This window comes from Pseudomonas sp. BP11-1-1, from assembly GCF_052112105.1.
Classification (GTDB): domain Bacteria; phylum Pseudomonadota; class Gammaproteobacteria; order Pseudomonadales; family Pseudomonadaceae; genus Aquipseudomonas; species Aquipseudomonas alvandae.
Genome location: NZ_JAUTYU010000004.1, coordinates 169,643 through 196,598, shown reverse-complemented (window position 1 = coordinate 196,598; position 26,956 = coordinate 169,643). Strand labels below are relative to the sequence as shown.

Below are 26,956 nucleotides of genomic sequence, written 5' to 3'. Positions count from 1 at the left end.
CTTTTGCAGGCTTAAAGGTTGTTGTAGAGCCACTTCGGCATGTAGTACTTGCGGCGGTTGAACACGCTGCCGACGACCTTCGCGCCGGCCTGGACCAAGCGCTGCCGCGCGGCCTGGGCGACTTCCCAGCGGGTGTCCTCGCCGCGTACCACCAGCACCACGCCGTCCACCTGGGTACTCATGACCAGGGTGTCGGTGGCCGAGTACACCGCGTCGGCGTCGATCACCACGAAGCGGTATTGCGTCGCCAGTTGCCGGAACAACGGACGCAGTCGCTCGGGACTCAGGCGTTCGGCGTTGTGCCCGAGACGACCGTTGGGCAGCACGTCGAAGGGCAGGCTGGAAATCTGCACCACACAGTCTTGCAGCAGGGGCGGGGCGAGGCTGTTGAACAGCAGGTCGCTGAAACCGCGCTCTTTTTGCAACGACAGTTGTTGGCTGAGGTTATGCGGCGACTGGCTTGCGTCCACCAGCAGCACGCGACCGTTGCTCATCTGCGCCAGCTGGGCAGCCAGCGCCATGGCACTGGTGCTCGTGCCGGTGCCGGTGTTGGCGGCCGTCAGTAGAAGGATCCGCAGATCCGGGTCGAGCACGGTCGAGGTCAGGTTGGTCTCGCTCGGGCTGGCTATGGTCAGGATATTCGTCGAACCGTCCATTTAACTCGCTCCGTGGCCGCTGAAAACTTTGAAGGGGGTGATCATCAGGATCTTCAAATCCAACAGCAGGCTCTGCTCGGCGATGTAGCTGAGGTCCAGTTCCACGCGCTGGTCGAAGTCGATATTGCTGCGCCCGGAGATCTGCCACAGGCCGGTGAGGCCGGGGTAGATGCTCAGGCGCACAAGATGGTTGTCCTTGTAGCGATAGGCGTTGAACGAGGTGGGCCGGGGGCCGACCAGGCGCATGTCGCCGGTCACTACGTTGATCAGGTTGGGCAGTTCGTCGAGGCTGCTGCGTCGCAGGAACCGGCCGATGGGGGTGATGCGCGGATCGTTGTCGATCTTGAAGTCGATGGCATCGGCGCCGTGCTTGTTCAGGTGGCGCAACGACTCTTTCAGGGCTTCGGCGTCGGCGACCATGGTGCGGAATTTGTACATGCCAAACACGCGACCGCGATAACCGGTGCGTTTTTGCACGAACAGCACCGGGCCAGGGCTGGAAAACTTGACCAGCAATGCCAGGCCCAGCAGAACCGGGGCGAGCAGCACCAGGATCGCCAGTGCGCCGAGGCAGGCCACCACCCGATTGGTCCGCGAGACCGTCCAGGGCCGACCGCCGTCGCGACCGGTCAACCAGCCGCGACCTTGGCGGTGAATCGCCGCGTCCAGGCGTCGGCGGTGCTCGGGGTCGACACGTTTGTCGCGTCCGAAGGCGCTGATCGGGATGCCTTGTTCATGTCGGGTCATAGACTCCTCCGCTGAGATTCGGCCGCAAGCGGCGCGTGGACGATGGGGTGCGCGTAGTAATCGAGGAACCAGTCGACGAAGCGACCCAGGCCGTCGTCCAGTTCGATGCGCGGTTGGAAACCGGTGGCCCGGGCCAGGTCGCTGGCATCGGCGCAGGTGTTGAGCACGTCCCCCGGCTGCAGGGGCAGCAGCTCGATCCGGGCCGTGCGGCCCAGGTGTTTTTCCAGCAGCGCGACGTAGGTCCGCAGCGCCACCGGGTGCTGTCCGCCAATGTTGTAGAGGCACCATGGCGCCAGGCTGGTGGCCGGGTCTGGTTGCTCGCGATTCCAGTCCGGTATCGGGCGAGGCGGGCGTTCGACCAGCCGGGCGATGCTCTCGACGATGTCGTCGATATACGTGAAGTCGCGTGCATGCTCGCCGTGGTTGAACAGTTGCAACACCTGGTTTTCGGTGATGGCCTTGGCGAACTGGATCGGCGACATGTCCGGCCGGCCCCAGGGGCCGTACACAGTAAAAAACCGCAGGCCGGTGCAAGGGATGCCGAACAGGTGGCTGTAGCTGTGGGCCATCGATTCGTTGGCCTTTTTCGTCGCCGCGTACAACGACAACGGATGGTCCACGCCGTCCTGCACCGAATAGGGTGTGCGCTGGTTGGCGCCGTACACCGAGCTGGAAGAGGCGTAGATCAGGTGCTTGACCGGGTGATGGCGGCAGCTTTCGAGAATGTTCAGGAACCCGCCGAGATTGCTGTCGACATAGGCGCGGGGATTTTCCAGCGAATAACGCACGCCGGCCTGGGCGGCGAGGTGAATCACCACGTCCGGGCGACGGAGCTGGAACAATTCATCGATCGCCGACGCGTCGGTCAGGTCGATGTGCGCCAGTGGAAATTCCCCGACCTGGTCCTTCACCCATGCCACGCGGTCGTGCTTGAGTTGCGGGTCGTAGTAGTCGTTGAAATTGTCCAGCCCGCACACGTCGTGGCCGTCGCGCAGCAACCGCAGCACGCAATGGGCGCCGATGAAACCGGCCGCGCCGGTCACCAGGATGTTCACGCTTGTGGCCCCGGGACGCTGGGCACGGTGTGCCGCAGGCCGATGCCGCGATACAGCAGCCCGGCAGCGGCGAGGTGCTCGGGGTTGTACAGGTTGCGACCATCGATGATGACCCGCGCACGGAGCTTGCCGGCCAGGAAATCGAAATCCACCACGCGGAAATTCTTCCATTCCGTGCAGATCACCAGGGCGTCGGCGTCTTCCAGCGTGTCATCGCGGGTCGCGCACAGGTTCAAGTCTTTGCGGTAGCCATACAGGCGCCGGCATTCGGACATGGCTTCCGGATCGTAGGCATGGACTTTCGCGCCTTCGCGCCAGAGCGCTTCCATCAGGTAGCGGCTGGGCGCTTCACGCATGTCGTCGGTGTTGGGCTTGAAGGCCAGGCCCCAGATGGCAATCGACTTGCCGGCCAATCCGTCGGGGAACTGCTGGGCCAGTTTTTCGAAGAGAATGTGCCGTTGGCTGTCGTTCACATCAGTGACGCTGCGCAGCAGGCGCAGGGGCATGCCGCTTTGTTCGGCGGTGTGCAGCAAGGCCCGCAGGTCCTTGGGAAAGCACGAGCCGCCAAAACCGCAGCCCGGGTAGATGAAGTGATAGCCGATGCGCGGGTCCGAGCCGATGCCCTTGCGCACGGCCTCGATGTCGGCGCCCAGGCGTTCGGTGAGGTTGGCCAGTTCGTTCATGAAACTGATGCGGGTGGCGAGCATGGCGTTGGCGGCGTACTTGGTCAGCTCCGCGCTGCGGTTGTCCATGAACATCAGTTTTTCGTGGTTGCGGCAGAACGGCGCGTAGAGCTCGCTCATTTGATCGCGCGCCAACTGATCGCCGGTGCCGATGATGATCCGGTCCGGGCGCATGCAATCGGCCAGGGCGCTGCCTTCCTTGAGGAATTCGGGGTTGGAGACGACGCGGACATTCAGCTGTTTCAGGCCACGCCGCGCCAACGCCTGGCGAGCGCATTCGGCGACTTTGTCAGCCGTGCCGACCGGCACCGTGGACTTGATGATCAGGGTGCGATCGCTGTCCATGAAATCAGCGATTTGCCGGGTGACCGCCAGCACATGGCTCAAGTCCGCCGAGCCGTCTTCATCGGCGGGCGTGCCGACGGCAATGAAGATCAGTTCGCCATGGTTCACCGCATCGCTGGCCTGGGAGCTGAACGACAGGCGTCCGGTCTTGATGTTGTCTTCGAGCAGACCGGACAGTCCCGGTTCGCTGATCGGCGGTACCGCTTGCTGCAATTGACGGATCTTGTTCGGGTCGATGTCGACGCACAGGACGCGGTGCCCGACATCGGCCAGCGCCGCCGCCTGTATCAGCCCTACATACCCCGTTCCAAATACGCTCACGTCCATCTTTCGCGCGCCTCGTAAACCGATTGATGTAACTCGGATGAAACTGTTTAGAGGGGTATAGCGCAGCTTCTGAAAAGCGTGTCAGCAAAATGACAGTTGTCAGTGTTGGCAAACTCGAGAGATTGGGGCTTTTTGATATCAAGTCATTGACAGACTTGGAGAAGTGCCGTTTTTAAAGGGTAATATCGTTGTTTAATGAGGCGATGAACGGTACCTATCCATAGGTTTTTATATTTTCCGGGGGTCAAAGGTGTCATTTTCGGGCTAACGTTTTTTTGACGCTCTAGCCGTTCGTCCAGTTTCTTGCGCTTTGAAAACCCGCTGCTAGTGTGCAGAAAACGAACCTTCCATTGCTGCGCGACGCCGTCGAGAAACCCATGACCCGATACCTCAAGGAAGTGCTGCTGGTGCTGTACCTTTTCCGGGGGCATGACTTGTACCTGGAACGACTGGCAGCGTTGGGTGTTGGCTTTGCAACGGCGCTGTTTGGCGCGATGTTCCTGGCCTTGGTGCTGGCGCTCTGGATGACCGCCTACATTCGCCCGGCGTTGGTCAGGCATCTGTTTGCCCTGGCGATGTTTGTCTCGGCGGTGTTCTTCGAGGTGTATACGCGGGTGACCGACAGCTACCTGACCTACAGCCAGTTCGTGTCGCTGGTGTATTCCGGTGGTTTTATCCAGGAGGCGGCCTATCAATATCGCGAGGTCATCATCAGCGCGGTGGCCGGCGGTGTGTTGCTGTTGTTGGGCATCGCCCTCAAGCCGCGGCGTCGTCTATCGCTGCCCGGCTACGTGCCGATCATCGCGCCCGTGCTGGGCGTGCTGCTGCTCAGTGCTGTGCTGTTCGTGCGAGCGGGCGAGGGCGCGCGCGGCCTGCCGGTGATGTACACGCCGCTGGCCTATCTGAACCTGTTCATCTACGAGACGGTGCACAACACCGTCGGGCCTCGGGAGCCGGTCAGTCTCGCCCGGCAATCGTCTCCGATCGACCACGATATCGTGTTGATCATCGACGAAAGCATTGCCGGCAACTACCTCGACATCAACACCCCGTCCGGCGTCTCCACTGGGCTGAAGGCACCGCCCCCCGGCGTCGACATTTTCAATTATGGCTACGCGGCGTCTGTTGCCAATTGCAGCGCCGACACCAACGTTACCCTGCGTTATGGCGGCACCCGAGCCGACTACGTGCGCATCAACAGCACACAACCGTCGATCTGGCAGTACGCCCACCAGGCCGGGTTGCGCACTGTCTATATCGACGCCCAGCGCACCGGCGGCAACCTGCAGAATCTGATGACCGAGCTGGAAAAAAAAGATATCGATCAATTCGTCCAATTCGACCAGGCCCGCGTACGCGACCGGGACATGGCGGCCGTGGCGAAGCTGGTTGAGTTGCTGGGCAACGGCCAGCCCGAGTTGGTGGTGATCAACAAGGTCGGCGCGCATTTTCCGGTCCACGACAAATACCCCGATGACTTCATGACCTACCGTCCGGCCCTGCCGCGCGGGCAGTTCCAAGACGTGAGCGACACCGGCAGCCGCGATGGTTTCAACGGCGAGAAAAGCGATTGGGCGCTCTACCGCAACGCTTACCAGAACACCTTGCTGTGGAACGTCGGCGAATTTTTCCAGCGACTTTTCCGTGAAGGCAACCTCACGAACGCCGTGCTGATCTACACCTCCGACCATGGCCAGGACCTCCATGAACGCGGCAATCCCGGGCTCAATACCCACTGCGGCGGTGATCCGGTGGAGGAAGAAGGGCTGGTGCCGCTCGTGGTGATTCAGGGCAGCCAACTGCAGACGCTGGACTGGCGCGGCACCTTGGCACAGAACAAGGACCGCTCCAGCCACTACAACATCTTCCCGACGCTGCTGGAGTTGATGGGCTACGACCCGGCCGGGATCATGGCCCACTATGGCAAGCCATTGAACCAACCGACCGAAGACGACTTCACCTTCAACTACCGCTTCAATGCCCGGCTGGGGGCCAAGCCGGCCTGGAAACATATCGACCTGGACAGCATCGTCACACCAGGGCCGGTGAAGACCGAAGTGGCGGCGGGGCAGTGAGGATCGACCATGGTTGATCCAGCGCCGTGACTGAAGGGGCCGCGCACCACAGATCCCTTGTGGGAGCGAGCTTGCTCGCGATGAGGTCAGCCCATTCAAAATCTTCATCGACTGTCACACCGCCATCGCGAGCAAGCTCGCTCCCACAGTTGGACACTAGACCAAGCATCTTTTTGGAACTCTCACAACCCTCTGAGCCTCCGCTATCCTGACGCCTTCGCCGATCTGCCCCGAGTCCTGCCCATGCTGGAAGTCCGCAACGTCTTCAAGAGCTACGCCACGCCCCAAGGCCCGCTGCCCGTGTTGCAAGGTGTCGACCTTACGCTGCCCCCGGGCAGCAGCCTGGCGCTGATGGGTGAATCGGGCAGCGGCAAGAGCACCTTGTTGCACTTGGTCGCCGGCCTGGACAAAGCGGACCGGGGCAGCATCCGCAGCGGTAACTACCAGCTCGACGGCATGAGCGAGCACCAACTGGCCCATTGGCGACGCACGGAAATCGGCCTGGTGTTCCAACAATTCAACCTGATCAGCAGCCTGTCGGTGGATGACAACCTCGCCTTCCAGGCGCGCCTGTGTGGGCGTTTCGATGCTGGCTGGCAGGCGCACCTGGTGCAGCGACTCGGACTGACGGACCTGCTGCGGCGCTATCCCGAACAACTTTCCGGCGGACAGCAACAACGGGTGGCGCTGGGCCGGGCGCTGGCTTCACGGCCACCCTTGCTGTTGGCCGACGAGCCGACCGGCAGCCTCGACGAAGCCACCAGCGACGAAGTGCTGCAATTGCTGTTGGAATTGCTCGACGGCAGCCCCACCAGCCTGTTGATGGTCACGCACAGTCAACGAGTAGCGGCGCGCCTCGCGCATCGTGTGGTGCTGCAAGGTGGGCGTTTGGCACAGGCGGTCCAGGCCTGATGGTTTTTCGCCAGACGCTCAAGGCCCTGCTCAGCCACTGGCGACGACACCCGGTGCAATTCTTCAGTGTGCTGACCGGGCTTTGGCTCGCCACCAGCCTGCTCATCGGCGTCCAGGCACTGAACAGCCAGGCTCGCGACAGCTACGCCCGGGCCAGTCAATTGATCGGCGGCGAACCCCAGGCCAGCCTGAGCGCGCCGGGTGGCGGCACCTTCGCGCAGCAATGGTTTGTCGACCTGCGTCGCCAAGGCTGGCCCGTGTCGCCGGTGTTGCAGGCGCGGGTGACGCTCAAGGGGCACGAAGAGCAGCGACTACAGGTGATGGGCATCGACCCGGTGTCGCTGCCGCCGGGTTCGGCCGTGGCGGGACAGGCGCGGGAAATCGATGAGGCGGTGGAGTTTTTCACCGGTGCCGGGCGTACCTGGATCGCCCCCTCGACCTTGCAAGCCCTGGGGCTGAAGGAGGGCGACAGGCCTCGCACCGTCGGCGACCAAGCCTTGCCGCCCTTGCATGTGCAACCCGACATGGCGCCGGGCGTGTTGTTGATGGACATCGGCTTCGCCCAGCAACTGCTGGGCTTGCCGGAGCAGGTTTCGCGATTGCTGCTGCCCGCCACGTTCACGGCCACTTTGCCCGAGGCCTTCAACGGCTTGCTGCAATTGAAGCGTGCGGACGAGGAAAACAACCTGTCGCGCCTGACCGAAAGCTTTCATCTGAACCTCGATGCGTTGGGGGTCCTGTCATTTGTGGTGGGGTTGTTCATCGTTCATGCGGCCATCGGCCTGGCGCTGGAACAACGCCGCAGCCTGTTGCGAACCCTGCGGGCCTGCGGCGTCAGCGCGCGGGTGCTGATCACCAGCCTGGCGCTGGAGCTGGGCGCGTTGGCCTTGTTGGGCGGCGTGGCTGGCGTGCTCAGTGGGTATTGGCTGGCGAGTCTGTTGCTGCCCGATGTGGCGGCGAGCCTGCGGGGCCTGTACGGCGCGCAAGTGCCCGGACAATTGAACCTCAGCCCCTGGTGGTGGCTGGGCGGGATTGGCCTGGGCCTGCTCGGCGCGCTACTGGCCGGGGCCCAGAGTCTTTTGCGCGCTGCACGCCTGCCTCTGCTGGCGCTGGCCAATCCCCAGGCCTGGCACCAGGCCCATGCGCGATGGCTGCGGCGCCAGGGGGCGGTGGCGACATTGGCCGCGCTGATCGCCGTGTCGGTGCTGGTCCGGGGCGACAGCCTGGCGAGCGGTTTTGTCTTGATGACGGCGTTGTTGCTGGGCGCGGCGCTGGCTTTGCCGGTGCTGCTCAATGGGGTGTTGAACCGGTTGTTGCGTGGCAGCCGTTCGGTGCTCGGGCAGTGGTTTCTCGCTGATTGCCGCCAGCAATTGCCCACGCTGAGCCTGGCGCTGATGGCGTTGCTGCTGGCGTTGGCGGCGAACATCGGCGCCGGCAGCATGACCTCCGGTTTTCGCCAGACGTTCAGCGATTGGCTGGAGCAACGACTGACCGCCGAGTTGTATATCAGCCCGCAGACGCCAGCCCAGGCGGGCGAGCTGTACGACTGGCTCAAGCAACAACCGACGGTCACCGCCGTGCTGCCCAACTGGCAGGTGTCGATTCCCTTGCAAGGCTGGCCGACGGACATTTTCGGCATCATCGACCATGCTTCCTATCGCCAGCACTGGCCGTTGCTGGAGTCGACCGACGGCCAGGCGTGGGAGCAACTGGCCGGCGCCGACACGCTGATGCTCAGCGAACAACTGGCCCGGCGCCTGAAAGTGCGGATCGGTGATCGATTGACCCTCCCGACCCCACAAGGTCCGTGGGCGCCGCGCATCGTCGGAATCTACGCCGACTACGGCAACCCCAAGGGCCACGTGTTGATCAACGCGAAGCACCTGCTGGCGCACTGGCCGCAGCTCACGCCGTATCGTTTCAACCTGCGCATCGAACCGTCGAAGATCCCACCCTTGCTGGCGGCGTTGCAAAACCGGTTCAACCTCGACGACAGCCGCATCGTCGATCAGGCCCGGCTCAAAGGCTGGTCAACCCAAGTGTTCGAGCGCACCTTTGCCGCCACCGCCGCGCTCAACAGCCTGACCCTGGCCGTAGCCGGGGTGGCGTTGTTCATCAGCCTGTTGACCCAGAGCCAGAGCCGCCTCGGCCAATTGGCACCGCTATGGGCAGTGGGCGTCACGCGGCGGCAATTGATGCTGCTCAACCTTGGCCAGACCTGGCTGCTGGCGCTGCTGACCTTGTTATTGGCCGTGCCGCTGGGCATTGCCCTGGCCTGGTGCCTGGATGCGGTGATCAATGTGCAGGCCTTTGGCTGGCGCCTGCCGTTGCGGGTCTTTCCGTTGCAACTGGCGCAACTGCTGGCCTTGGCGATGCTCGCCACGCTGCTGGCATCGGCCTGGCCGCTGTACGCGCTGTACCGCACGCAGCCGACGGATTTGCTGAGGACGTTTGCCCATGAAGATTAGAGTCGGCCTGATGCTCCTTGCATTGCTTGCCGGTTGTGATGACTCGACGCCGCCGGAAAAGGGTTTTGCCGGTCTCGGCACCCACACCGTTGCGTTCACGCCCGTGGTGCCCGGGCGCGTGTTCAGCTTTCCAGCCGATCACGGTGTTCATGAAGGTTTCCGCATCGAATGGTGGTACATCACCGCTAATCTCAAGGACGCCGAAGGGCGGGATTTCGGCGTGCAGTGGACGTTGTTCCGCAGCGCCCAGGATCCTGCGGTGCAGGGCAGTGGCTGGCGCAACCAGACGATCTGGCTCGGCCACGCCGCCGTGACCTCCGCCAGCGTCCACCATGCCGCCGAGCGCTACGCCCGGGGCGGCGTCGGGCAGGCCGGGGTGCGGACTACGCCTTTCGATGCCTGGATCGATGATTGGCAATTGACGACTCAAGCCACTGGCAATGATCCCCTGGCGGCGATGCAGCTCAAGGCGCGTGACGCACACTTCAACTATGAACTGCAGCTCAGGTCGACGCGTCCGCTGGTCCTGCAAGGCGACCAGGGTTTCAGCCAGAAATCCGCGCAGGGCCAAGCGTCGTATTACTACAGCCAGCCGTTTTTCCAGGCGCGTGGTCATCTGGAAATCGACGGCCAGCGCTACGAAGTCAGCGGCCCAGCGTGGCTTGACCGTGAGTGGAGCAGCCAGCCGCTGACGGAAAACCAGACCGGATGGGACTGGTTTTCGCTGCACCTGGAAAGCGGCGAACAGGTGATGCTCTATCGCATGCGCCATAAGGAAGGCGCACCGTATCTCACGGGAACCTGGATCGATGCCCATGGCCAGGCGACGACGTTGCATGCCGACGAAATCAGCCTCGCGCCGCTGGACACCTCCAAGGTCGCGGGGCGCGCGATGCCGGTGCGCTGGTCGGTCAAGATCCCCGGCAAACAGCTCGACATTACCACCCGGGCGCTGAATCCCGGGGCTTGGATGAACCTGCGCATTCCCTACTGGGAAGGGCCGGTGCAACTGAGCGGCAGTCACGGCGGGAGCGGCTATCTGGAAATGACCGGCTATTGAGAATCGCCGGAACTCCCCGCATCCGTCGCCCCTCATAGCTTATGAATGCCTCGCGGGAGTCCTTCATGAGCGATGACCTCAAACCACCGTCGCTGGCCGATTGGCAGCGACTGTTCGACGACAAGGCTTACTTCCAGCAGTCGCCCGACGCTCATTTCACCGAGCTGATGCGGCTGGCTGACGATCTGTTCGGCCTGGGAGAGATTGACCTGGACCGCTGGCAAGAACTGAAGACCAGAGCCGAGGAACTTCACCAGCGCTCGCCGGATGCCAACGTCGCAGCGGAAGTGGCAGACCCCGACGCCTGATCTTATGGCGGCCCTTTCGCGAGCAGGCTCGCGAAAAGGACAACTCGGTCCTGGATTAAAACGCCATCGCCGCCATGCAATCCCACGCCAGCAGTTGGCACTACAGCAGAAGGAATTCAAGATGAAGCCCACATCAGACCCATCCGAACACAACCCTGATAAGCCGGCCATGCCTGGTGAAGTGGAGCGGGACAACGACGCGTTGCGCCCCAACGACCCGGCCAAGCGTGAGCAACGCCACGGTAATCCCGATGCGCAGGAAACCGATGCGCAGAAAACGGCCCGGCGCGATTGAAGTTGTTGGCGGGGGAGGGCAAGGATTCCTTGGCCCATGGCGTGAAAAATTATTTAAGTGGGGCTCACGGACATCCCGCGCAAGCTCCACTATTATTGTCTGCGTTCGCCCAGTGTCAGGCTCTTTACCAGTGCATGGAATGCCGAGGCCGTCGCACTGGGCGAACACCTGTGTGACTTAGCCGGCGACCGGTGAACGCCAGTCGTCGGAGCCGGACGTGCCGCTGACTTCATGGGTCCAGGTGATCTTGCGATACGTGAAGTGGACATCCTCCAGATGGGTGAAGTGGCTGTTGTTCGGGTCCTGGCAGTTGAGCATGTAGTCCTTCATGTCAACGATGATCGCGTCTTCCAGGGTGGTGGTGTAGTAGTGCTCCTGGGTGCCTGCGGCTGATGTGCGAAACCACTGGATTTCGACCTTGGTCAAGCGTTCACCGCTGGTCAGTGCGGCGAGCAGCAACGGCGAGGCCTTGTCGAAAACCTTGGTGATGACCAGTGGCTTGTGCACGCGCTGACCGGTTGGCTGGCCCGACTGGGCATCGCGCGGGATGATCACCTGATGCTCGAAGCCTTGCACCATGACCTGGTCTTCATGACCTTCCTGATAGGTGTTGCCCACCGAGTCGGCGGTAAACGCGCCGGCAGTGATCAGACCTTGTTTGGTGCCTTCGATGGACATGTAAGCGGGGGTAGCCAATGGATGCTCTCCTTGCGGAATAATCTGAAAGCCCGGGTCGCGAATCGTCCCGAGGCTGCCTGAGTTATCAAGAGCTGTGCCATTCGCTAAAAAACCTCTATAAATCAGTTGTTTGGTGAAGCGGCGCTGTCGAATCCGACATCAAGCGCCGGACATTCACGCAATGGACTGCGCCGTGTATCCCCGTCGATTGCACACTGCGCTGGGGCGGCTGAAACGGCGACAAGCGCTGGATTGAAGCCAGCGCCCCGTGCAACTTCTTGCGCCGTCTTGCCTTCGGCTTTTCTACGCACCCAACGCAGACATGCACTCATCGATGGAGCGCTGCTGTGTCGCGGCGTACAGCGCCAACTCATCGATGGTTGTTCGTCCCAGTGCGGTTTCGAATGCCTGCCGATTGGACTGTCCGGCATAGTGGCTCTGGGCGGCATCGCCGAGGTTCGACTGGAAAATACCGGCGGCGCTGACTGGCAGGAAATCTTCGTACACCAAGGGCTCTGCGCGCAGGCATTGCTGTTCCAACAAGTACTCCAGTGTGAGCGGTTTGGCCAACGTGCCCTTGGCGGCCAGGCCTTTCGATGTCGGAAAGTAGCGGAAGTACGCCAGTGCCTGCTGGCGTAACTCATCGAGGGTGTCCGGGAATTGGGCGAAATGTTCAGCCATCAACGCGTTGTAGCGTTGCGCGTTGGCTTCGTTGGGAAATTCCCCCAAGGCGTCCCGTGCGGCGTTGAGCAATTGATCGTACAGCGCACGACCTTTGGGCGTGAGGGCGGCGCCGCGTTGTTCGATCTCGCCGAAACGCGCGCTGTGGCTGCCCTTGGACTGAGGCGAGTCAGTAAACGCGACGGGTTCGTCGAGGGCCTTGAAGCTGGTCTGGCGCAGCAGGATCGGACACTGTCGGCGAGGTGGACCTTCGACCACGGCCTTCGGCGTGATGCCATGCCGCGGCATCTGGGCCTGGACGATGTCGATGTCCAGGGTGCGCGGCGTCAGGTGATTGATGTGTGGGCCCTTGAAGGCCACGACGTCGGCGATCAGCCGATGCTGGGCGCTGAGTTGTCGATATTGTTCGGCGGTGACCGTGGCGCTGTGGTGCCAGCGGAAAGTTTCCAATGCTTGCAGGACAAACTCGTCAGCCTGGTGCTCCGTCAGGCCACCCTGGCGCTCGGCCAGCTCAATGAGATCGAGGGCGTCGGCGGTGAAAATCTGCCGTTTGGCCAACACCGACTCGGCAAAGGTCCGAAGCTCGGTGTTTTCAATCAGCTCCAGGCGCAACAGCGAGGTGAAGACCCGGAACGGGCTTACTTGCAACGATGCCTCGTGTACAGCGCGAAATGCCGTGGAGTGCACCGGTACCCCGGCAGGCGTGAGGTCGTAATAGCCCACCGGCTCCATGCCCATCACCGCAAACAGGCGACCGAGCATCGCCAGCTCGGCGGCGGTGCCGACGCGGATCGCACCGTGGCGTTCCAAGTCCAGGCGCTCGAGCTCGCCGGTGCTGCGCAGGTGTTCGGCCAGCGGGGAGTCGTTTGCCAGCACCTGGGCGTTGGTCTGTTCCACCAGGTTCATCAGTGCGCCGTACAGCGGCACCTCGTCGCGGTACATGTCGGACATCGCCCTGGAAAAGCGTTGGCGGATCAAGTCGGGGCTGACGAAGCTCATCGTGAGAATTCCTGGCGAGGGCTGTGGGAAAGTTGAACGAAAGATCGCAGCCTTCGCCAATGCCGGCAAACGAAGAATCTTCAGGACTTCATTCTGCCAGGGACTGATCCGAAGGCTCCCGCCGAAGACGTCGTCGCAAGCAATCAAGCCTGCCTTGTGTTCACTGCCCCAATCCCCTCAGGAAATCCCGATATAACGCCGCCGTTTTCCCGGGTTTCTCTACCATCGGCATATGGCCGACGCCGTCCCAGATCTCCACCCGCAAATCGGCGATGCCCTTGCTCCAGACCGGCACGCTGCTGACGTCGATCAGCCGGTCCTTGCGCCCCCAAAGCAGCAACGACGGCGCGCGGATGTCGTTCAGGCGGGGCTCCATCGGTGGGCTGGCGCGAAAATCGACGAAGATTTCCGCCAGTTCTTCCCGGCGCTGTTCGTAACGCTCGGCCAGTGCCGCCAGCACCACGCTCGGCAACCAGGGCGGCGAGGCCATGGTCATGGCGTAGAACGGTGCGAAATCATCCCGCGAATACACCAGGAACGGGTTATGCCCAGCGGCCAGGTGGCGTTCCATGTCACTGGGTTGGGGGGCGGTGACGCCCGCCGGGTCGATCAGCGCCAGGGTCAGCACGCGGTCAGGTGAGGTCGCCGCCAGCCACGCCGCGAGGTGGCCGCCCATGGAATTGCCGATCACATGAACCTTGTCCAGGCCGCAGGCATCGAGCAGCTCGATCACCCGCCGGGCCTGGGTCGGAATGTCATAGCCGCCGCCAGCCTTGAAGCCGGTTTCGCCATGGCCGGCCAGGTCGGGAATCACCACGCGGTACTGGCTGACAAAATGCCGGGCGAAGCGCAGCCAGAGGTTCTTGTCGGCACTGTAGCCGTGCAGCATCAGGATGCTGCCGGACGCTTCATAAGGGCCACCTTGCCAGGTCGACACCGTCATTTCACTGATGGGCACCGTGATCTTGTGCAGCCGGTAAAGCCGCGCTTCCAGGGCCATGCCCAGGTCATACAGCACGTGGCCGATGCCCGGATACGTCAGCCAGCTCCAGGCGATGAACACGGCGAGGACCACCCACAACACCAGCATGTCGTTGCCCTCCATGGGTCACGTTGGATGTTGACCCGTCGATATGATCCGACGGATCAAGGTAAGTGAAGCTGAAACCTTGGAATATCGCGATGTCATGCAGGTGTCTGCTTTGATACGCGCTGTGTCGGACAACAATTCCCCTCCTCATGTATAGCCAAAATATGCGAAGAACTACGTTCGTCCGGTGGGATAAATACCCCTGCATGGAGTGATGGCTATTTGACGCCACCCTGATAGACTCCCAACAACCCATCCCGGCGATCGGGAGACCGGCGGTGCAGAGGCCTCTATGCATAAGACGGGAAAAAAGGGACTGTCGCTGGCCAGGAGGCTGTATACATCGCGCATCCTAGGCCTGGCGCTGGGGTTGCTGGTGGTGAGTGTTGCCGTCCTGCCCCTCGACCCGGCGCCCTGGGTCTGGGGCTTCATGTTGTTTAACGGCTTGCTCTGGCCGCACGTGTCCTATCAATGGGCGCGTCGCTCGGCGGTGCCGTACCACGCCGAACACCGCAACCTGCTGATCGATGCTTTCCTTGGCGGCTTCTGGGTCGCCGCGATGCAATTCAATCCGCTGCCCACGGCCGTCACCCTGGCGATGATGGCCATGAACAATGTCGCTATCGGCGGGCTGCGTTTCCTGCTGGTCGGGGCCGCGGCCCAAGTGGCCGGCATTGCGATAGGAGGCGTGATTTTTCCGTTGAGCAGCGTGCCCATGACCAGCCCGGCGCAGCTCTATGCCTGCCTGCCGCTGCTGTGCCTGTATCCGCTGGCGCTGGGCTGGATCTGCTTTCGCCAGGCCTACACGCTCGGCCGGCAGAAGCGCGAATTGCTGGCCCTCAGTCGCACTGACAGCCTCACCGGGCTGCTCAACCATGGCGCCTGGAAAGATCGACTCGATGAAGAGTTCCAGCGTTGCCTGCGTCATCCATCGGACGGAATCCACGGCGCAATCGCGCTGATCGATATCGACCATTTCAAGGCCATCAACGACACCTACGGCCATGGTGCCGGCGACGTTGTGCTGCGCCAGCTCGGCAAGCTGCTCAGGCAAAACCTGCGGGCTGCCGACATTGTCGGGCGCTACGGTGGCGACGAGTTTTGCGTGATCCTGCCGGACCTGACCTTGCACAACGCGGTGCAGGCCATGGACGGTTTGCGCGAACGCTTTGCCACGCTCGCCTATGAGCAGGATCCGGCCTTGAAAGTGAGCCTGAGCATTGGCCTGGCAGCGTTCAACCCGGCTTATGGCGATGCCAGTGCATGGCTCAACGACGCTGACCAGATGCTCTACGAAGCCAAGACTGGCGGGCGTAATCGGGTTGTCTGTCAGCGACATCGACCGGTGTTGGAGACGTCGACGGTCTAGAGCATTGGCGTTTTGTCGGGTAGGGTGCCCCTTGACTCCCTCAAGGGTACTTTCCCGACGAAACAAGGATGAACTCATGACCGTTATCGCTCGTCGCTCCCGTCTGGCCGTCAGTCTTGGCTTGAGCCTGGCCCTTGGCACCTTCGCCCCCGCTGTCTTTGCGCAGCCCCATCAGCAAGTGCTGGCCGATGCCGAGCAGTACAAGGGCGAGGCCCTGAAACTGCTGGAACGGCTGGTGAATATCGACTCCGGTTCCGGTTATGTACCGGGGCTGACCCAGGTCGGTGATATCGCCATTGATGAGCTGCAAAAGCTCGGCGCGACCATCGAGAAGGTGCCCAATTCGGACGGTACTCAACATGTCCTGGCGACGTTCAAGGGCACCGGCAAGGCGAAGATCTTGCTGATGGCCCACATGGACACGGTGTTCAAGGAAGGCTCCGCCGCCGAGCGGCCTTTTCATATCAAGGATGGCCGGGCCTACGGGCCGGGGGTGATGGACGACAAGGGCGGTATCGTCGCCGGCATCTATGCCTTGAAAGTGCTGAAAAACCTCGACTTCAAGAATTACGCGCAGATCACCTTCCTGCTCGACGCCAGCGAAGAAACCGGCTCGGACGCCGCCACCGACCTGATCAAGAAAACCGCCAAGGCCCACGACGTGACCCTGAACCTTGAACCGGGTCGTCCGGCTGACGGTCTGGTGGTGTGGCGCAAGGGCAGCGCAACGGCGCTGGTGGAGGTCAAGGGCAAGGCGGCCCACGCGGGTGTGGCGCCGGAGCTGGGGCGCAACGCGGCGATGGAGGCGGCGCATCAGATTCTGCAACTGGGCAAGCTCGGCGACGCGGAGAAGAAAACCACCATCAACTTCACCGTGCTCAAGGCGGGTGACCGGACCAACGTGATTCCCGACCAGGCCACGGCGAAGGCCGACGTGAGGGCGGCGGTGCCGGAAGAATTCGACCGCATCGAAAAAGACCTGGCCCGGGTGTCCAAGGACAAGTTGATCGCCGACACCGAAGTCACCACCAGCCTGCAGCGTGGCTTGCCGCCGATGCCGCAGACGAAGGAGTCGGATCGATTGATGGCCATGGCCCAGGGTATCTACGGCGAACTGGGGCGCAAACTCACCGAAGAAGGCAGCGGCGGGGCGGCGGACGCCAGCCTGTCGGCCGGGGTTGGCACGCCGACGCTGGATGGCTTTGGCATCGTCGGGGGGAATATTCATACCCCTGAGGAATACGCTGAAGTCGAGAGCGTGGTGCCGCGAATCTATTTGCTCTCGCGGATGATCATGGAATTGGCGGGGCGGTAGCTGTCCACTCCCGGACCCCAAAAATCCTTGTGGCGAGGGGATTTATCCCCGCTGGGCTGCGAAGCAGTCCCAAAACCAAGTGGCGCGGTACACCAGATAAACCCCGCCAGCAGGGTTGCGACTGCTCCGCAGCCGAGCGGGGATAAATCCCCTCGCCACAACAGGGTTGTCCTCGACTAGCGTGGGTCGACGTTATCCAGCGCGCGATTCGCCAGCAGTCCGCTCAGTTCGACCAGTTGCAGGATGCCCAGGGCGACGTGCCGGCGTGAGCCGTCCAGGTCGAAGGCCAGGTCATTGATCATGGCGTTGGCCGAGGCCAGGGTTTCGCTGAGGTTGGCGAGGAGGGCTTCGGTGGTGATGCCGTTGATGAGGGTGAAGAGCTGGCCTGGATCGGTTTTCGGTGTGCTGGATTTGGGTTTCAGGTAGTAATCGAGGGCGCGGTCTGCTGCCGCTTTGTCGAGCGCTGCTGAGTCGGCTGGATCGTTGTCCGGCGGATTTGGGGTTGCTTTGAACATGATGAAACTCCTTGGTAATGGGAGCCGCAACCCTTTGCTACCAAACATTGGGTGGCGGCTATACGCAGGTTGGTAGACCGGGTACCAAGGCAAACCCAGCGCGCCAGGAGGCGCCCCACGCACAGCCGCCATAATAAATATGCCGGAACTGTGCGCCTTAGTTTTACCCGGGCTACCAAACCCGATCGCTGATATTCAGCGACCGGGCAACAGTAAAGCCCACCCTCAAGGCGCACAAGCCGGCGGATTCTGGCGTAGTTGTAGGCAATGGCGCAAGAAGTTGGAGTCCCTTCCTACGCCAAGATTATCGACATAAACATCAGAGCTTTCGTGGCGAGGGGATTTATCCCCGTTGGGCTGCGCAGCGGCCCCCAAACCAGCCAACTCGGTATGTCAGAAAGATTGTGTTCACTGTTTTAGGGCTGCTGCGCAGCCCAGCGGGGATAAATCCCCTCGCCACATGACTGGCTTCGCTTTGGATTGCGAAGCTTTCTAATACACCCAAACCTCCACCCGCCGATTGCGAACCCGTCCTTCATCTTCACTATTGGCCGCCACCGGCATCAACGCGCCGAAACCGCGCACCTCACGCAACGCCACGCCGAATTTGACCAATTCACGCCGCACCGCCATTGCCCGCAGTTTGGACAGCAGGTCGGCGCGCGCTGGATCGTCCTTGGCGTCACCGAAACCCACCAGGGTCACACGCCGATCGGTTTTGCCATGCTGCTTGATGTAGTCGAGCACCCGACCGAGGTCTTGATGGGCCTTGTTGTCGAGATTGGCGCTGCCTTCTTCGAAACGAAAATTCACGGTCAGGCGCTGGGCATGACGGCTTAGGGCCTGATAACCCTCGGGCATCAAGGCGTTGGGGGTGACCGACATCGCCTGGACTGTCTGGGCGATGAAGCCGTTGGCCGCGACGATAGCCTGGCCCTGTTCACTTTGGGTGAAGTCCACCAGCGCCTCGGCCCACGGATTGGTCTGCAAGGGCGGTAAATAGAAGAACAAACGCCGGGAAAGGGGATAGTCCTCGGTGGCGATCAGGTTGTTCAGCGGCAACATGGGTTGGGAATCGCCATCGACAATCGCCAGAGGTTTCGCCTGGCGCACGTAGGGTAGACCGATGAAACCGATGCCTTGTGGGTCTTGGCTGACGGCATCCGACAGTTGATCACTGGATTCGAAGCGTCTGGCCGTAGGATCCAGCTTTTTTCCCTGTCGGTTGAGTACCAATTCCTTGAAGGTGTCATACGTACCGGACTGCTCGTCCCGGGCGTATAGATGAATCGCCCCGCCAACGCCACCCACCGCTTCCCAGGTTTTTGCCTCGCCGCTGAAGATGCGTGCCAGTTGCACGGTGTCGAGCTGCCGTAATGGGTTTTGTGGGTGAAGAATAATCGCCAGGCCGTCGATGGCGATGACCTGTTCGGATGTCGGGCTTTTCAGATCGCCGAGGGCCGCCAGGTCCTTCAGTTCACTTTCCTTGATCGGCCGGGAAGAGGCGGCCAGGTCGGCGTTGGCTTGCTTGAGCGCAGTGAATCCGGTGCTGGAGCCGTGGGCGGCGATGTCGACTGTGACTCGCTGGCCTTCGGCGGTCTGCCCGACGATGCGTTGCTCGTTGTCGCGGCCGGTGATTTCGGCGCTGACTTTGAGCAATCCCTGGTTCTCCATCAGTCCGCGGACCAGGGCCGGCCCCAACGCCGCGCCAATGGTGTTGGAGCCCTGGAGGCGCAGGGCAGGGCCGTGTTCGGGAATGGGCAAGCGGTCCGCCCATGCGCCGCACGGCAGCCAGAAGCCGAGGAAAAACACAACGCTGAGCCGCATGCCGGCACCTTCTGACCTTGGGAAGTGCCGGAAGATTAAGTCAGTCGCGTTACTGAAAGATGACAGGGGTGCGACGAGAAACGAATGACCGGCGCGATCAAGTGTGGGAGCGAGCTTGCTCGCGATGACGGCAGCACAGTCAGTATTGATGTGGCAAATAAACCGCTATCGCGAGCAAGCTCGCTCCCACAGGGATCTCTTACAGAGAATCTGAAGGCTGGGATTCAGCTCAGTTCCAACCAGATCGGCGCATGGTCCGACGGCTTTTCCATGCCCCGCAGTTCATAGTCCACGCCAGCATCCTTGACCCGTGGCAGCAGGCCGTGGGACGCCAGGATCAGGTCGATGCGCAGCCCGCGCTTGGGTTCGTCTTCGAAACCGCGGCTGCGGTAGTCGAACCAGCTGAAGCGGTCGGTGACGTCCGGGTTCAGGTGGCGAAAGCTGTCCACCAGGCCCCAATTCTTCAGGCGCGCCATCCACTCGCGTTCTTCCGGCAGGAAGCTGCATTTACCGGTCTTCAGCCAGCGCTTCATGTTGTCCGGGCCGATGCCGATGTCACAGTCTTCCGGGGAAATGTTCACGTCGCCCATCACCACGACCGGCTGGTCGTTGCTGAAGCGGGTTTCCAGCAATTGCTGCAGGTCGCTGTAGAAGCGCTCTTTGGCCGGGAATTTGGTGGGGTGGTCGCGGCTTTCACCTTGGGGGAAATAACCATTCATGATGGTCACCGGCACACCGTTGGCATCGGCAAACGTGCCCCAGATGAAACGCCGCTGGGCATCTTCATCGTCCGTCTCGAAGCCTTTGTGCAGGGTCAGCGGCGCTTGGCGCGAGAGGAGGGCGACACCGTAGTGGCCCTTCTGACCGTGGTAATGCACGTGGTAGCCCAAGGCTTGCACCTCGGCCAGCGGGAACTGTTCGTCGTGGACCTTGGTTTCCTGCAACCCGATCACGTCCGGCTGGTGCTTGTCGATCAGTGCCGCCAACTGATGGGGACGGGCTCGCAGGCCGTTGATGTTGAAGGAGACGATCTTCATGGTCGGCTGTCCTGGCAAAACTGCGATGCTAGCTGACATGTGGGAACGGGGCTAGCGTGGCAGTAGGACAAATGCACTGCTAATGTCCTTGGCATGTAGGAACGATCGCAGCCCTATCGGGTTCGTAGTCAATAAGAGCAGGCCTCATCGAGCCCGCCCAGGAGACGCAACGCCATGCCTGAAACCGCCACTGCTGATATCCATATGCTCGACAGCGGCTATTCCCGCGAAGCCCGTTCGTTGCTCTACCAGGCCTATCGTCATGAGCCGACCTTCAGCTACCTGTTCGAGTCCGAGCGTCCCGGCTATGAACAGCGGGTGCGGGCGACCGTGCGTGAACTGGTCAAGCAGCATTTCCTCCAGGACCTGCCGGCCATTGGCCTGCTGGTCAACGACCGCCTGATAGGCATCGCCCTGATCGCCCCGCCGCAGCGGCGCCTGGGTATCACCGAGAGTTGGGCCTGGCGCCTGCGCATGGTCTTGAGCACGGGGTTCCGCTGTACCCGACGGTACCTGGACTATCACGCCGCCGTGCTGGCCTGCCTGCCTTCGGACGCGGTGCATGTATTGCCGTTGCTGGGCGTTCATCCGCAATTCCAGGGCAAACACTACGGCGAACAGTTGCTCGAGGCGGTGCACAACTGGTGTGCCGTGGACGAGCATTCCCAAGGCGTGGTGCTGGACACTGGAAATCCCCGTTATCTCGAATTTTATAAACGCCAGGGTTATGAGGAAATTGGCGAAATAGCGGTAGGACCGATCCGCGAGCATGTTTTCTTTCATGCGAACCCGCAGGTCCTGCAGAGCGCGACGGCTTAGTCAGACGAACTTTTGGGAATCGTCTGGCTCTATCAGGCTCCCGACCTCGTGATAGCATCCGCGCCATGAATTTCCCAGGACGAATGACCGGTGGCGCGCTCTTGCTGTCCCTCAGCTGCGTGGCGCTGGCACAAAGTGAATTGGATGTGCGGGTCAAACCCTCCAATGACGAACTCAAGGCCAACGTAGAAGGCTACATCGGTGGTGTGGGCGATCGTGACGAAGAGGCGTTGCTGCGTTTCAGTCGCGGCGCCGAGGAGCAGGCGCGCAAAGCGGCCCAGGCGCTGGGCTACTACCAGCCGCAGATCGACAGTGAGGTCCAGGCGGGCAAGGCGCCGCGCCTGATCCTGAGCATCGACCCCGGCGAGCCGGTGCACTTGCGTAATGTCACGATCCGCATCGACGGCCCGGCGGCGTCGCTCAAGGGCTTCCGCGTGCCTGACAACCCAGGCCTCAAACCCGGAGCGGTGCTCAACCACGGGCGCTATGAAGACGCCAAGCGGACAATCCAGAACCAGGCCTCGCGCTATGGTTTTTTCAGTGGGCGGTTCATCAGCCAGACGTTGCGCGTGGACCCGCAGGCCGGTATCGCCGACATCGAATTGATCTACGACAGCGGGCCGCGCTACGCCCTGGGCGCGGTCAGCTTCGAAGGTGATACACCCTTCGATGAAGACCTGCTGCAACGCATGGTGCCGTTCAAGGCGGGTGCGCCCTACGACTCCGAGCTCATCGCCGAACTCAACCAGGCCTTGCAATCGAGCGGCTACTTCGAAGGCGTGCGCGTCGATGCGACGCCCACCGCGGCCACCGACAACGTGATCCCGGTGGCGGTCAAGCTCGACACCCGCAAGCCTCGCACCATGGGGCTGGGCCTGGGGTTCTCCACCGACGTCGGCCCCCGGGCCAAGGCCAACTGGACGCGCCACTGGGTCAATCCGCAAGGGCACAGCTACGGTTGGGAGGCGGAAGTCTCGGCGCCCCGGCAAAACATCGGCCTCTGGTACGACGTGCCGCTGGACCCGCCGTTGACCGATAAGCTGCGCTACGCCGGCGGTTATCAATATGAAGAACTGGCCGGCACCGACACCCTCAGCAAACTGCTGACCGTGGGGCCCGAATGGCACAGCAAGTTGCCCAGCGGCTGGCAGCGTGTGGTGTCGCTCAAGTGGCAGCGCGAGGAATACCGTCTTGGCGACGATTCGGGCCTGAGTACGTTGCTGATGCCGGGCGTCAGCTATTCGTACCTGCGCAGCGATAACCGTATCGACCCGCACCATGGCTATCGCCTGCAATTCGACACCAAGGTCGCCAAGGAAGGGTTGGGTTCGGACAACAACCTTTTGTATGGCACCGCCATGGTCAAGGGTTTGACCACTGTGTTCGACAAGCATCGTTTCCTGGCCCGCGCCCAGATCGGCGGCAGCGCTACCAATGGCTACAAATCGATCCCGCCATCCCTGCGTTTTTTTGCCGGCGGCGATCAGAGCGTACGCGGCTACGACTACCAGAGCCTGTCGCCGGAAAACTCCGACGGCGATCGCATCGGCGGCCGCTACATGGTGGCCGGCAGCGTCGAGTATCAATATTCGGTCGCGGAAAAATGGCGCGTCGCAACCTTCGTTGACCAGGGCAACTCTTTCAATAATCTCGATTTGCCAAGCCTCAAGACCGGCGTGGGTGTCGGCGTGCGCTGGGTGTCGCCGGTCGGCCCGATCCGCCTCGACCTGGCCCATGCCCTGGACGACGACGGCGGCATTCGATTGCACTTTTCCATGGGGCCTGAGTTGTGAATCGCGGTTTGAAAATAACGCTGCTTGCCCTTGGCGGGTTGCTGGTGTCGGTCTTGCTGGCCTTGAGCATCGTGTTGGGCACGGCGTTTGGCAGCCGCTGGGCCCTTGGCCTGGTGCCAGGGCTGACCGTGGAGAGTTTCCAGGGGCGGCTGGGCGGGCAGTGGAATGCCGACCGGGTAGTGTGGCAACAGGACGCCAGCCGGGTAGAACTCGATCGGCCGATCTTCGCCTGGTCGCCGTTTTGCCTTTTACGCATGACCCTGTGCATCGAGCAGCTCAAGGCCGACAGGATTGCCTTGCAGCTGCCGGCCTCTTCCGATGCACCGAGCAGCGGTCCGATCAGCCTGCCGGACCTGGACTTGCCCTTGGCGATCGAGTTGGGCGACGTCCAGGTGGGCAGCCTGTCGTTCAACGGCAGCGAACAGCTCAAGGGGTTGCAACTGGCGGCGCACTGGACCGCCGAAGGTCTGCAGATCGACTCGGTGCAATTGCAGCGCGACGAGTTGAGCCTGAAACTGTCCGGCCTGTTGCAGCCGCGTGGGAACTGGCCGCTCAGTGCTGCGGGCCAACTGACATTGCCGGCACCGGGTGCGACACCTTGGATGCTGGATCTGAAAGTCGATGGCGATCTGCTCAGGACCCTTGAGCTCACTGCCGACAGCAGCGGTTATCTGCAAGGCCACCTGAGTGGCGAGCTGCAACCGCTCGCGGACAACCTGCCGGCCAAGGTGCGCATCACCGCCGACGGCTTCAAGGCCAGCGCCGACCTGCCGGACACGCTGTTGCTCAATCAGCTGGAACTGACCGGCGAGGGTAACCTGAAAGATGGCTATCAACTGCTCGGCAAGGCGAGTTTGCCCGCCGAGAAAGGCCCGGTGGCGTTGTCGCTCAGCGGCAAGGTCGACGCCAACGGCGCACAGATCGCTGGCCTCGATCTGGATGCGGGCGACCAGCAAAGCCTCAAGCTCACCGGGCAGCTGGATTGGCGCGAAGGCCTGAGCGCCGAAGCGAAGATCGCTTGGCTGGAGTTCCCTTGGCATCGCCTCTATCCACTGATCGACGAACCGCAAGTGACGTTGCGCCGTTTTAATGGCGAAGTCTCGTACACCGATGGCAAATACCTCGGCAATTTCCACGCGGCGTTGGACGGTCCGGCCGGGGCGTTCAGCCTGGACAGCCCGTTCAGCGGCGACCTGACGCAGATCCATTTGCCACAGCTCAAGCTCGCCGCCGGGCAGGGCAAGGCCGAAGGGCACTTGAGCCTGCAATTTGCCGACGGCGTTGCCTGGGATACGGCGCTGCAATTGTCGGCCATCAACCCGGCGTATTGGCTCGGCGAGTTGCCCGGCACCCTGGCCGGGCCGTTGCGCAGCAAGGGAACGATGAAAAACGAGCGCCTCGAGCTCGACGCGGACCTGGACCTCAAGGGCAAGCTGCGCGGCCAGCCGGCGCTGTTCCAGGCCAAGGCCAGCGGGGCTGGCGAACAATGGAATCTCGGCGCGCTGGATATTCGTCTGGGCGACAACCGCATCAACGGCACGGGCAGCCTGCAGCAGAAACTGACAGGGCAGATCGATATCAAGCTCTTGCGCCTGGCCCAGCTCTGGCCGCAATTGCGCGGCCAAATCACCGGCCGCGTCGATCTCGCCGGGACGCTGAAGGCACCGCAAGGCAAGCTCGACTTGCAAGGTACGCAACTGGCCTTCCAGGACAACCGCTTGCAAAGCCTGAACCTGGACGCGACGCTCGACAGTGCGCAGCGGGGCAAGGTCGACTTGAAGGCGAGCGGCATCCGGGCCGGCGAAACATCGCTGGGCGTGTTGACGGTCAGCGGCCAGGGCGACATCAAGCAACAGAGGCTCAACCTCGACCTGCAGGGGCCGCAGTTGGAAACCACCTTGGCCCTCGACGGTTCGCTCGACCAAGGCAACTGGCGCGGACGCCTCGCCAGCGGCGACGTGCAGGTCGGCGGGCAGACCTGGCGCTTGCAGGCACCAGCGAAGCTTGAGCGCCTGGCCAACGGCACGCTGAACTTCGGTGCCCACTGCTGGCGATCCGGCCAGGCCAGCCTCTGCGGGGAAGATCAGCGATTGATGCCGGAGCCAAAGCTGCGTTATCACCTCAAGCAATTCCCCATCGAAAGCCTGGCCCAGTGGATGCCCAAGGATTTTGGCTGGCGCGGACAGCTCAACGCCGACCTGCAACTGGACCTGCCGGCCAGCGGCCCGAACGGCCGCGTGTTGGTGGATGCCAGCGGCGGTACTTTGCGGATTCGAGATAAGGAGCAGGACAAGGGGCAATGGCTGGATTTCCCCTACCAGACCCTGACGCTCAGCAGCCGCCTGACGCCGACGCGCATCGATACCGATATCAATTTCGTCGGCGCGAGGCTGGGTGAGCTGACGCTCCAGGCACGGATCAACCCGTTGCCGGCCAGCAAGCCTTTGAGCGGCTCCTTCCGACTCAATGGTCTGGACCTGTCGGTGGCCCGGCCGTTCGTGCCGATGGTGGAAACCCTGACCGGTCATTTGAACGGCAGTGGCACGCTGTCCGGTGGATTGCTCGCGCCCCAGGTCAACGGCAACCTGGTGCTCAGCGACGGCGAAATGTCCGGCCCGGAACTGCCGATCAGCCTCGAAGCCCTGCAACTGCGGGCCATGATCGCCGGTGATACGGTAAGGCTCGATGGCGCCTGGAAAAGTGGCAAGAGCGGGCAGGGCCGCCTGACCGGAAGCATTGGCTGGGGCGAGGCCCTGACCATGGACCTGGCCCTCAAGGGCTCGCAACTGCCGGTCACTGTCGAACCCTACGCGGTGCTGGACGTGGCGCCGAACCTGAACATCACGATGCAGGGCGAACGACTTTCGATTGCCGGCAAGGTCCTGGTGCCCAAGGGCGAGATCACCGTTCGCGAGCTGCCGCCGTCCACGGTCAAGGTATCGGATGACACGGTGATCGTCGGCCACCAGACTGAAGAGGGCAAGGCACCGATTGCGATGGCGATGGACATCGATGTCATCGTCGGCCAGGAAAAACTCGCCTTCTCGGGTTTTGGCCTGACGGCCAACGTCCAAGGCCAAGTACACATCGGCGACAACATGGACACGCGCGGCGAGCTCTGGCTCAACGACGGAAAATACCGGGCCTACGGACAACGCCTGACGGTACGCCGGGCGCGATTGTTGTTTGCCGGGCCGATCGACCAGCCTTACCTGGACATTGAAGCGATCCGCCAGACCGACGATGTGATCGCCGGTATTCGCTTGAGTGGCAGCGCCGAGCAGCCGACCACGCAGATCTTCTCCGAGCCGGCCATGAGCCAGGAGCAGGCGTTGTCCTACCTGGTGCTGGGCCGGCCGTTGAGCACCACCGGCGAGGACAACAACATGCTCGCCCAGGCCGCGCTGGGCCTGGGCTTGATGGGCAGCGCCGGCGTGACCACCAGCCTGGCCAACAACCTGGGTATCGAAGATTTCCAGCTCGACACCCAGGGCAGCGGCAACGACACCAGCGTGGTCGCCAGTGGCAACCTGTCGGAAAAACTCAGCCTGCGCTATGGCGTGGGCGTGTTCGAACCGGCCAATACCATCGCGTTGCGCTACAAGCTGAGCAAGAAGGTCTACCTCGAAGCCGCCAGCGGCGTCGCCAGCTCGCTGGATATCTTCTACAAGCGCGATTTCTGATCCCTCCTCAAAACAACCTGTGGGGAGCGGGCTTGCTCGCGAATGCGGTCTATCAGCTAAAAAATTGCTGACTGGCACACCGCTTTCGCGAGTAAACCCGCTCCCACAGGTCTGTCTATGCGTAGCTAACTAACTATTTGTTTGACATTTGCTGCCTAAGCAGTAATATCTCGACATACATTCACTGCCTAGGCAGCAAAACGTCTTCCGACAACGGTA

General features: G+C 62.1%; 21 protein-coding genes. 11 read left to right on the top strand and 10 right to left on the bottom strand.

The window, feature by feature from the left end:
• Positions 1-11 precede the first annotated feature (11 nt).
• The 4 genes from Q7C33_RS10605 to Q7C33_RS10590 are packed head-to-tail and all read right to left on the bottom strand — an operon-like array spanning position 12 to position 3,813.
• Complete coding sequence (locus Q7C33_RS10605) at positions 12-656, bottom strand: CpsD/CapB family tyrosine-protein kinase (RefSeq protein WP_030142088.1); 645 nt, start codon at positions 654-656, stop codon at positions 12-14.
• On the bottom strand, positions 657-1,403 hold the full coding sequence (locus tag Q7C33_RS10600) for a sugar transferase (protein WP_198795995.1): 747 nt from the start codon (positions 1,401-1,403) through the stop codon (positions 657-659).
• Positions 1,400-2,458, bottom strand: a complete 1,059-nt coding sequence (locus Q7C33_RS10595; protein WP_030142090.1) for an NAD-dependent epimerase — start codon at positions 2,456-2,458, stop codon at positions 1,400-1,402. Before Q7C33_RS10595 ends, Q7C33_RS10600 begins: the two co-directional genes overlap by 4 nt.
• Positions 2,455-3,813, bottom strand: coding sequence for a UDP-glucose dehydrogenase family protein (locus Q7C33_RS10590; RefSeq protein WP_030142091.1), 1,359 nt, complete (start codon positions 3,811-3,813; stop codon positions 2,455-2,457). The genes Q7C33_RS10595 and Q7C33_RS10590 overlap by 4 nt, the downstream gene beginning before the upstream one ends.
• 377 nt (positions 3,814-4,190) lie before the next feature.
• Here Q7C33_RS10590 and Q7C33_RS10585 point away from each other — a divergent pair, with 377 nt between their 5' ends.
• The 6 genes from Q7C33_RS10585 (at position 4,191) to Q7C33_RS10560 (ending at position 10,931) form a co-directional block, all read left to right on the top strand.
• Positions 4,191-5,888, top strand: coding sequence for a sulfatase-like hydrolase/transferase (locus tag Q7C33_RS10585; protein ID WP_407683363.1), 1,698 nt, complete (start codon positions 4,191-4,193; stop codon positions 5,886-5,888).
• A gap of 243 nt (positions 5,889-6,131) precedes the next feature.
• Positions 6,132-6,800: an ABC transporter ATP-binding protein gene (locus tag Q7C33_RS10580; protein ID WP_407683362.1), complete on the top strand. Its 669-nt coding sequence runs from the start codon at positions 6,132-6,134 to the stop codon at positions 6,798-6,800.
• The gene (locus tag Q7C33_RS10575) at positions 6,800-9,268 is read left to right on the top strand and encodes an ABC transporter permease (protein WP_407683361.1); all 2,469 of its coding nucleotides are present in this window, start codon (positions 6,800-6,802) and stop codon (positions 9,266-9,268) included. Before Q7C33_RS10580 ends, Q7C33_RS10575 begins: the two co-directional genes overlap by 1 nt.
• Positions 9,258-10,328, top strand: coding sequence for a lipocalin-like domain-containing protein (locus Q7C33_RS10570; RefSeq protein WP_407683360.1), 1,071 nt, complete (start codon positions 9,258-9,260; stop codon positions 10,326-10,328). The genes Q7C33_RS10575 and Q7C33_RS10570 overlap by 11 nt, the downstream gene beginning before the upstream one ends.
• Positions 10,329-10,393: 65 nt before the next feature.
• Entirely contained in the window at positions 10,394-10,636 is a 243-nt protein-coding gene (locus Q7C33_RS10565) for a hypothetical protein (RefSeq protein ID WP_030142095.1), read from the top strand.
• Positions 10,637-10,757: 121 nt separating this feature from the next.
• On the top strand, positions 10,758-10,931 hold the full coding sequence (locus tag Q7C33_RS10560; RefSeq protein WP_187293355.1) for a hypothetical protein: 174 nt from the start codon (positions 10,758-10,760) through the stop codon (positions 10,929-10,931).
• Positions 10,932-11,108: 177 nt separating this feature from the next.
• On the opposite strand, the gene Q7C33_RS10555 is transcribed toward Q7C33_RS10560, so the two are convergent.
• The 3 genes from Q7C33_RS10555 to Q7C33_RS10545 form a co-directional block, all read right to left on the bottom strand.
• Positions 11,109-11,627: an Hcp family type VI secretion system effector gene (locus Q7C33_RS10555; protein WP_030142096.1), complete on the bottom strand. Its 519-nt coding sequence runs from the start codon at positions 11,625-11,627 to the stop codon at positions 11,109-11,111.
• 285 nt (positions 11,628-11,912) lie between these two features.
• The gene (gene hglS / locus Q7C33_RS10550; protein WP_030142097.1) at positions 11,913-13,289 is read right to left on the bottom strand and encodes a 2-oxoadipate dioxygenase/decarboxylase HglS; all 1,377 of its coding nucleotides are present in this window, start codon (positions 13,287-13,289) and stop codon (positions 11,913-11,915) included.
• A gap of 160 nt (positions 13,290-13,449) precedes the next feature.
• Entirely contained in the window at positions 13,450-14,379 is a 930-nt protein-coding gene (locus Q7C33_RS10545; protein ID WP_030142098.1) for an alpha/beta fold hydrolase, read from the bottom strand.
• A gap of 292 nt (positions 14,380-14,671) precedes the next feature.
• On the opposite strand from Q7C33_RS10545, the gene Q7C33_RS10540 reads away from it, so the two are divergent.
• Both Q7C33_RS10540 and Q7C33_RS10535 read left to right on the top strand, forming a co-directional pair.
• Positions 14,672-15,748 carry a diguanylate cyclase gene (locus tag Q7C33_RS10540; RefSeq protein ID WP_030142099.1) on the top strand — a complete coding sequence of 359 codons (1,077 nt, stop codon included), beginning with the start codon at positions 14,672-14,674 and terminating at the stop codon, positions 15,746-15,748.
• Positions 15,749-15,824: 76 nt separating this feature from the next.
• Entirely contained in the window at positions 15,825-17,063 is a 1,239-nt protein-coding gene (locus tag Q7C33_RS10535; RefSeq protein ID WP_198795999.1) for a M20/M25/M40 family metallo-hydrolase, read from the top strand.
• Between the two features lie 176 nt (positions 17,064-17,239).
• Here the strand turns inward: Q7C33_RS10535 and Q7C33_RS10530 are convergent, their stop codons facing one another.
• The 3 genes from Q7C33_RS10530 to xthA form a co-directional block, all read right to left on the bottom strand.
• The gene (locus Q7C33_RS10530; RefSeq protein ID WP_407683359.1) at positions 17,240-17,578 is read right to left on the bottom strand and encodes a DUF6124 family protein; all 339 of its coding nucleotides are present in this window, start codon (positions 17,576-17,578) and stop codon (positions 17,240-17,242) included.
• A 492-nt stretch (positions 17,579-18,070) separates the two neighbouring features.
• Positions 18,071-19,405 carry a substrate-binding domain-containing protein gene (locus Q7C33_RS10525; protein ID WP_198796000.1) on the bottom strand — a complete coding sequence of 445 codons (1,335 nt, stop codon included), beginning with the start codon at positions 19,403-19,405 and terminating at the stop codon, positions 18,071-18,073.
• 224 nt (positions 19,406-19,629) lie between these two features.
• A complete protein-coding gene (xthA, locus tag Q7C33_RS10520; protein WP_030142104.1) occupies positions 19,630-20,442 on the bottom strand; it encodes an exodeoxyribonuclease III in 813 nt (270 codons plus the stop codon).
• A gap of 174 nt (positions 20,443-20,616) precedes the next feature.
• Here xthA and Q7C33_RS10515 point away from each other — a divergent pair, with 174 nt between their 5' ends.
• The 3 genes from Q7C33_RS10515 to Q7C33_RS10505 all read left to right on the top strand — a co-directional run bounded on the left by Q7C33_RS10515 (position 20,617) and on the right by Q7C33_RS10505 (position 26,737).
• Positions 20,617-21,261, top strand: a complete 645-nt coding sequence (locus Q7C33_RS10515; RefSeq protein WP_030142105.1) for a GNAT family N-acetyltransferase — start codon at positions 20,617-20,619, stop codon at positions 21,259-21,261.
• Positions 21,262-21,326: 65 nt separating this feature from the next.
• Positions 21,327-23,054, top strand: a complete 1,728-nt coding sequence (locus tag Q7C33_RS10510) for an autotransporter assembly complex protein TamA (protein ID WP_323154651.1) — start codon at positions 21,327-21,329, stop codon at positions 23,052-23,054.
• A complete protein-coding gene (locus Q7C33_RS10505; protein WP_407683358.1) occupies positions 23,051-26,737 on the top strand; it encodes a translocation/assembly module TamB domain-containing protein in 3,687 nt (1,228 codons plus the stop codon). Before Q7C33_RS10510 ends, Q7C33_RS10505 begins: the two co-directional genes overlap by 4 nt.
• The last annotated feature ends 219 nt before the right edge of the window (positions 26,738-26,956 follow it).

What these genes read in the sequence shown, in the direction of transcription:
- Q7C33_RS10605 (WP_030142088.1), bottom strand. Translation starts at nt 656, where the DNA reads ATGGACGGTTCGACGAATATCCTGACCATAGCCAGCCCGAGCGAGACC.
- Q7C33_RS10600 (WP_198795995.1), bottom strand. Translation starts at nt 1,403, where the DNA reads ATGACCCGACATGAACAAGGCATCCCGATCAGCGCCTTCGGACGCGAC.
- Q7C33_RS10590 (WP_030142091.1), bottom strand. Translation starts at nt 3,813, where the DNA reads ATGGACGTGAGCGTATTTGGAACGGGGTATGTAGGGCTGATACAGGCG.
- Q7C33_RS10585 (WP_407683363.1), top strand. Translation starts at nt 4,191, where the DNA reads ATGACCCGATACCTCAAGGAAGTGCTGCTGGTGCTGTACCTTTTCCGG.
- Q7C33_RS10580 (WP_407683362.1), top strand. Translation starts at nt 6,132, where the DNA reads ATGCTGGAAGTCCGCAACGTCTTCAAGAGCTACGCCACGCCCCAAGGC.
- Q7C33_RS10575 (WP_407683361.1), top strand. Translation starts at nt 6,800, where the DNA reads ATGGTTTTTCGCCAGACGCTCAAGGCCCTGCTCAGCCACTGGCGACGA.
- Q7C33_RS10570 (WP_407683360.1), top strand. Translation starts at nt 9,258, where the DNA reads ATGAAGATTAGAGTCGGCCTGATGCTCCTTGCATTGCTTGCCGGTTGT.
- Q7C33_RS10565 (WP_030142095.1), top strand. Translation starts at nt 10,394, where the DNA reads ATGAGCGATGACCTCAAACCACCGTCGCTGGCCGATTGGCAGCGACTG.
- Q7C33_RS10560 (WP_187293355.1), top strand. Translation starts at nt 10,758, where the DNA reads ATGAAGCCCACATCAGACCCATCCGAACACAACCCTGATAAGCCGGCC.
- hglS (WP_030142097.1), bottom strand. Translation starts at nt 13,289, where the DNA reads ATGAGCTTCGTCAGCCCCGACTTGATCCGCCAACGCTTTTCCAGGGCG.
- Q7C33_RS10545 (WP_030142098.1), bottom strand. Translation starts at nt 14,379, where the DNA reads ATGCTGGTGTTGTGGGTGGTCCTCGCCGTGTTCATCGCCTGGAGCTGG.
- Q7C33_RS10540 (WP_030142099.1), top strand. Translation starts at nt 14,672, where the DNA reads ATGCATAAGACGGGAAAAAAGGGACTGTCGCTGGCCAGGAGGCTGTAT.
- Q7C33_RS10535 (WP_198795999.1), top strand. Translation starts at nt 15,825, where the DNA reads ATGACCGTTATCGCTCGTCGCTCCCGTCTGGCCGTCAGTCTTGGCTTG.
- Q7C33_RS10530 (WP_407683359.1), bottom strand. Translation starts at nt 17,578, where the DNA reads ATGTTCAAAGCAACCCCAAATCCGCCGGACAACGATCCAGCCGACTCA.
- Q7C33_RS10525 (WP_198796000.1), bottom strand. Translation starts at nt 19,405, where the DNA reads ATGCGGCTCAGCGTTGTGTTTTTCCTCGGCTTCTGGCTGCCGTGCGGC.
- xthA (WP_030142104.1), bottom strand. Translation starts at nt 20,442, where the DNA reads ATGAAGATCGTCTCCTTCAACATCAACGGCCTGCGAGCCCGTCCCCAT.
- Q7C33_RS10515 (WP_030142105.1), top strand. Translation starts at nt 20,617, where the DNA reads ATGCCTGAAACCGCCACTGCTGATATCCATATGCTCGACAGCGGCTAT.
- Q7C33_RS10510 (WP_323154651.1), top strand. Translation starts at nt 21,327, where the DNA reads ATGAATTTCCCAGGACGAATGACCGGTGGCGCGCTCTTGCTGTCCCTC.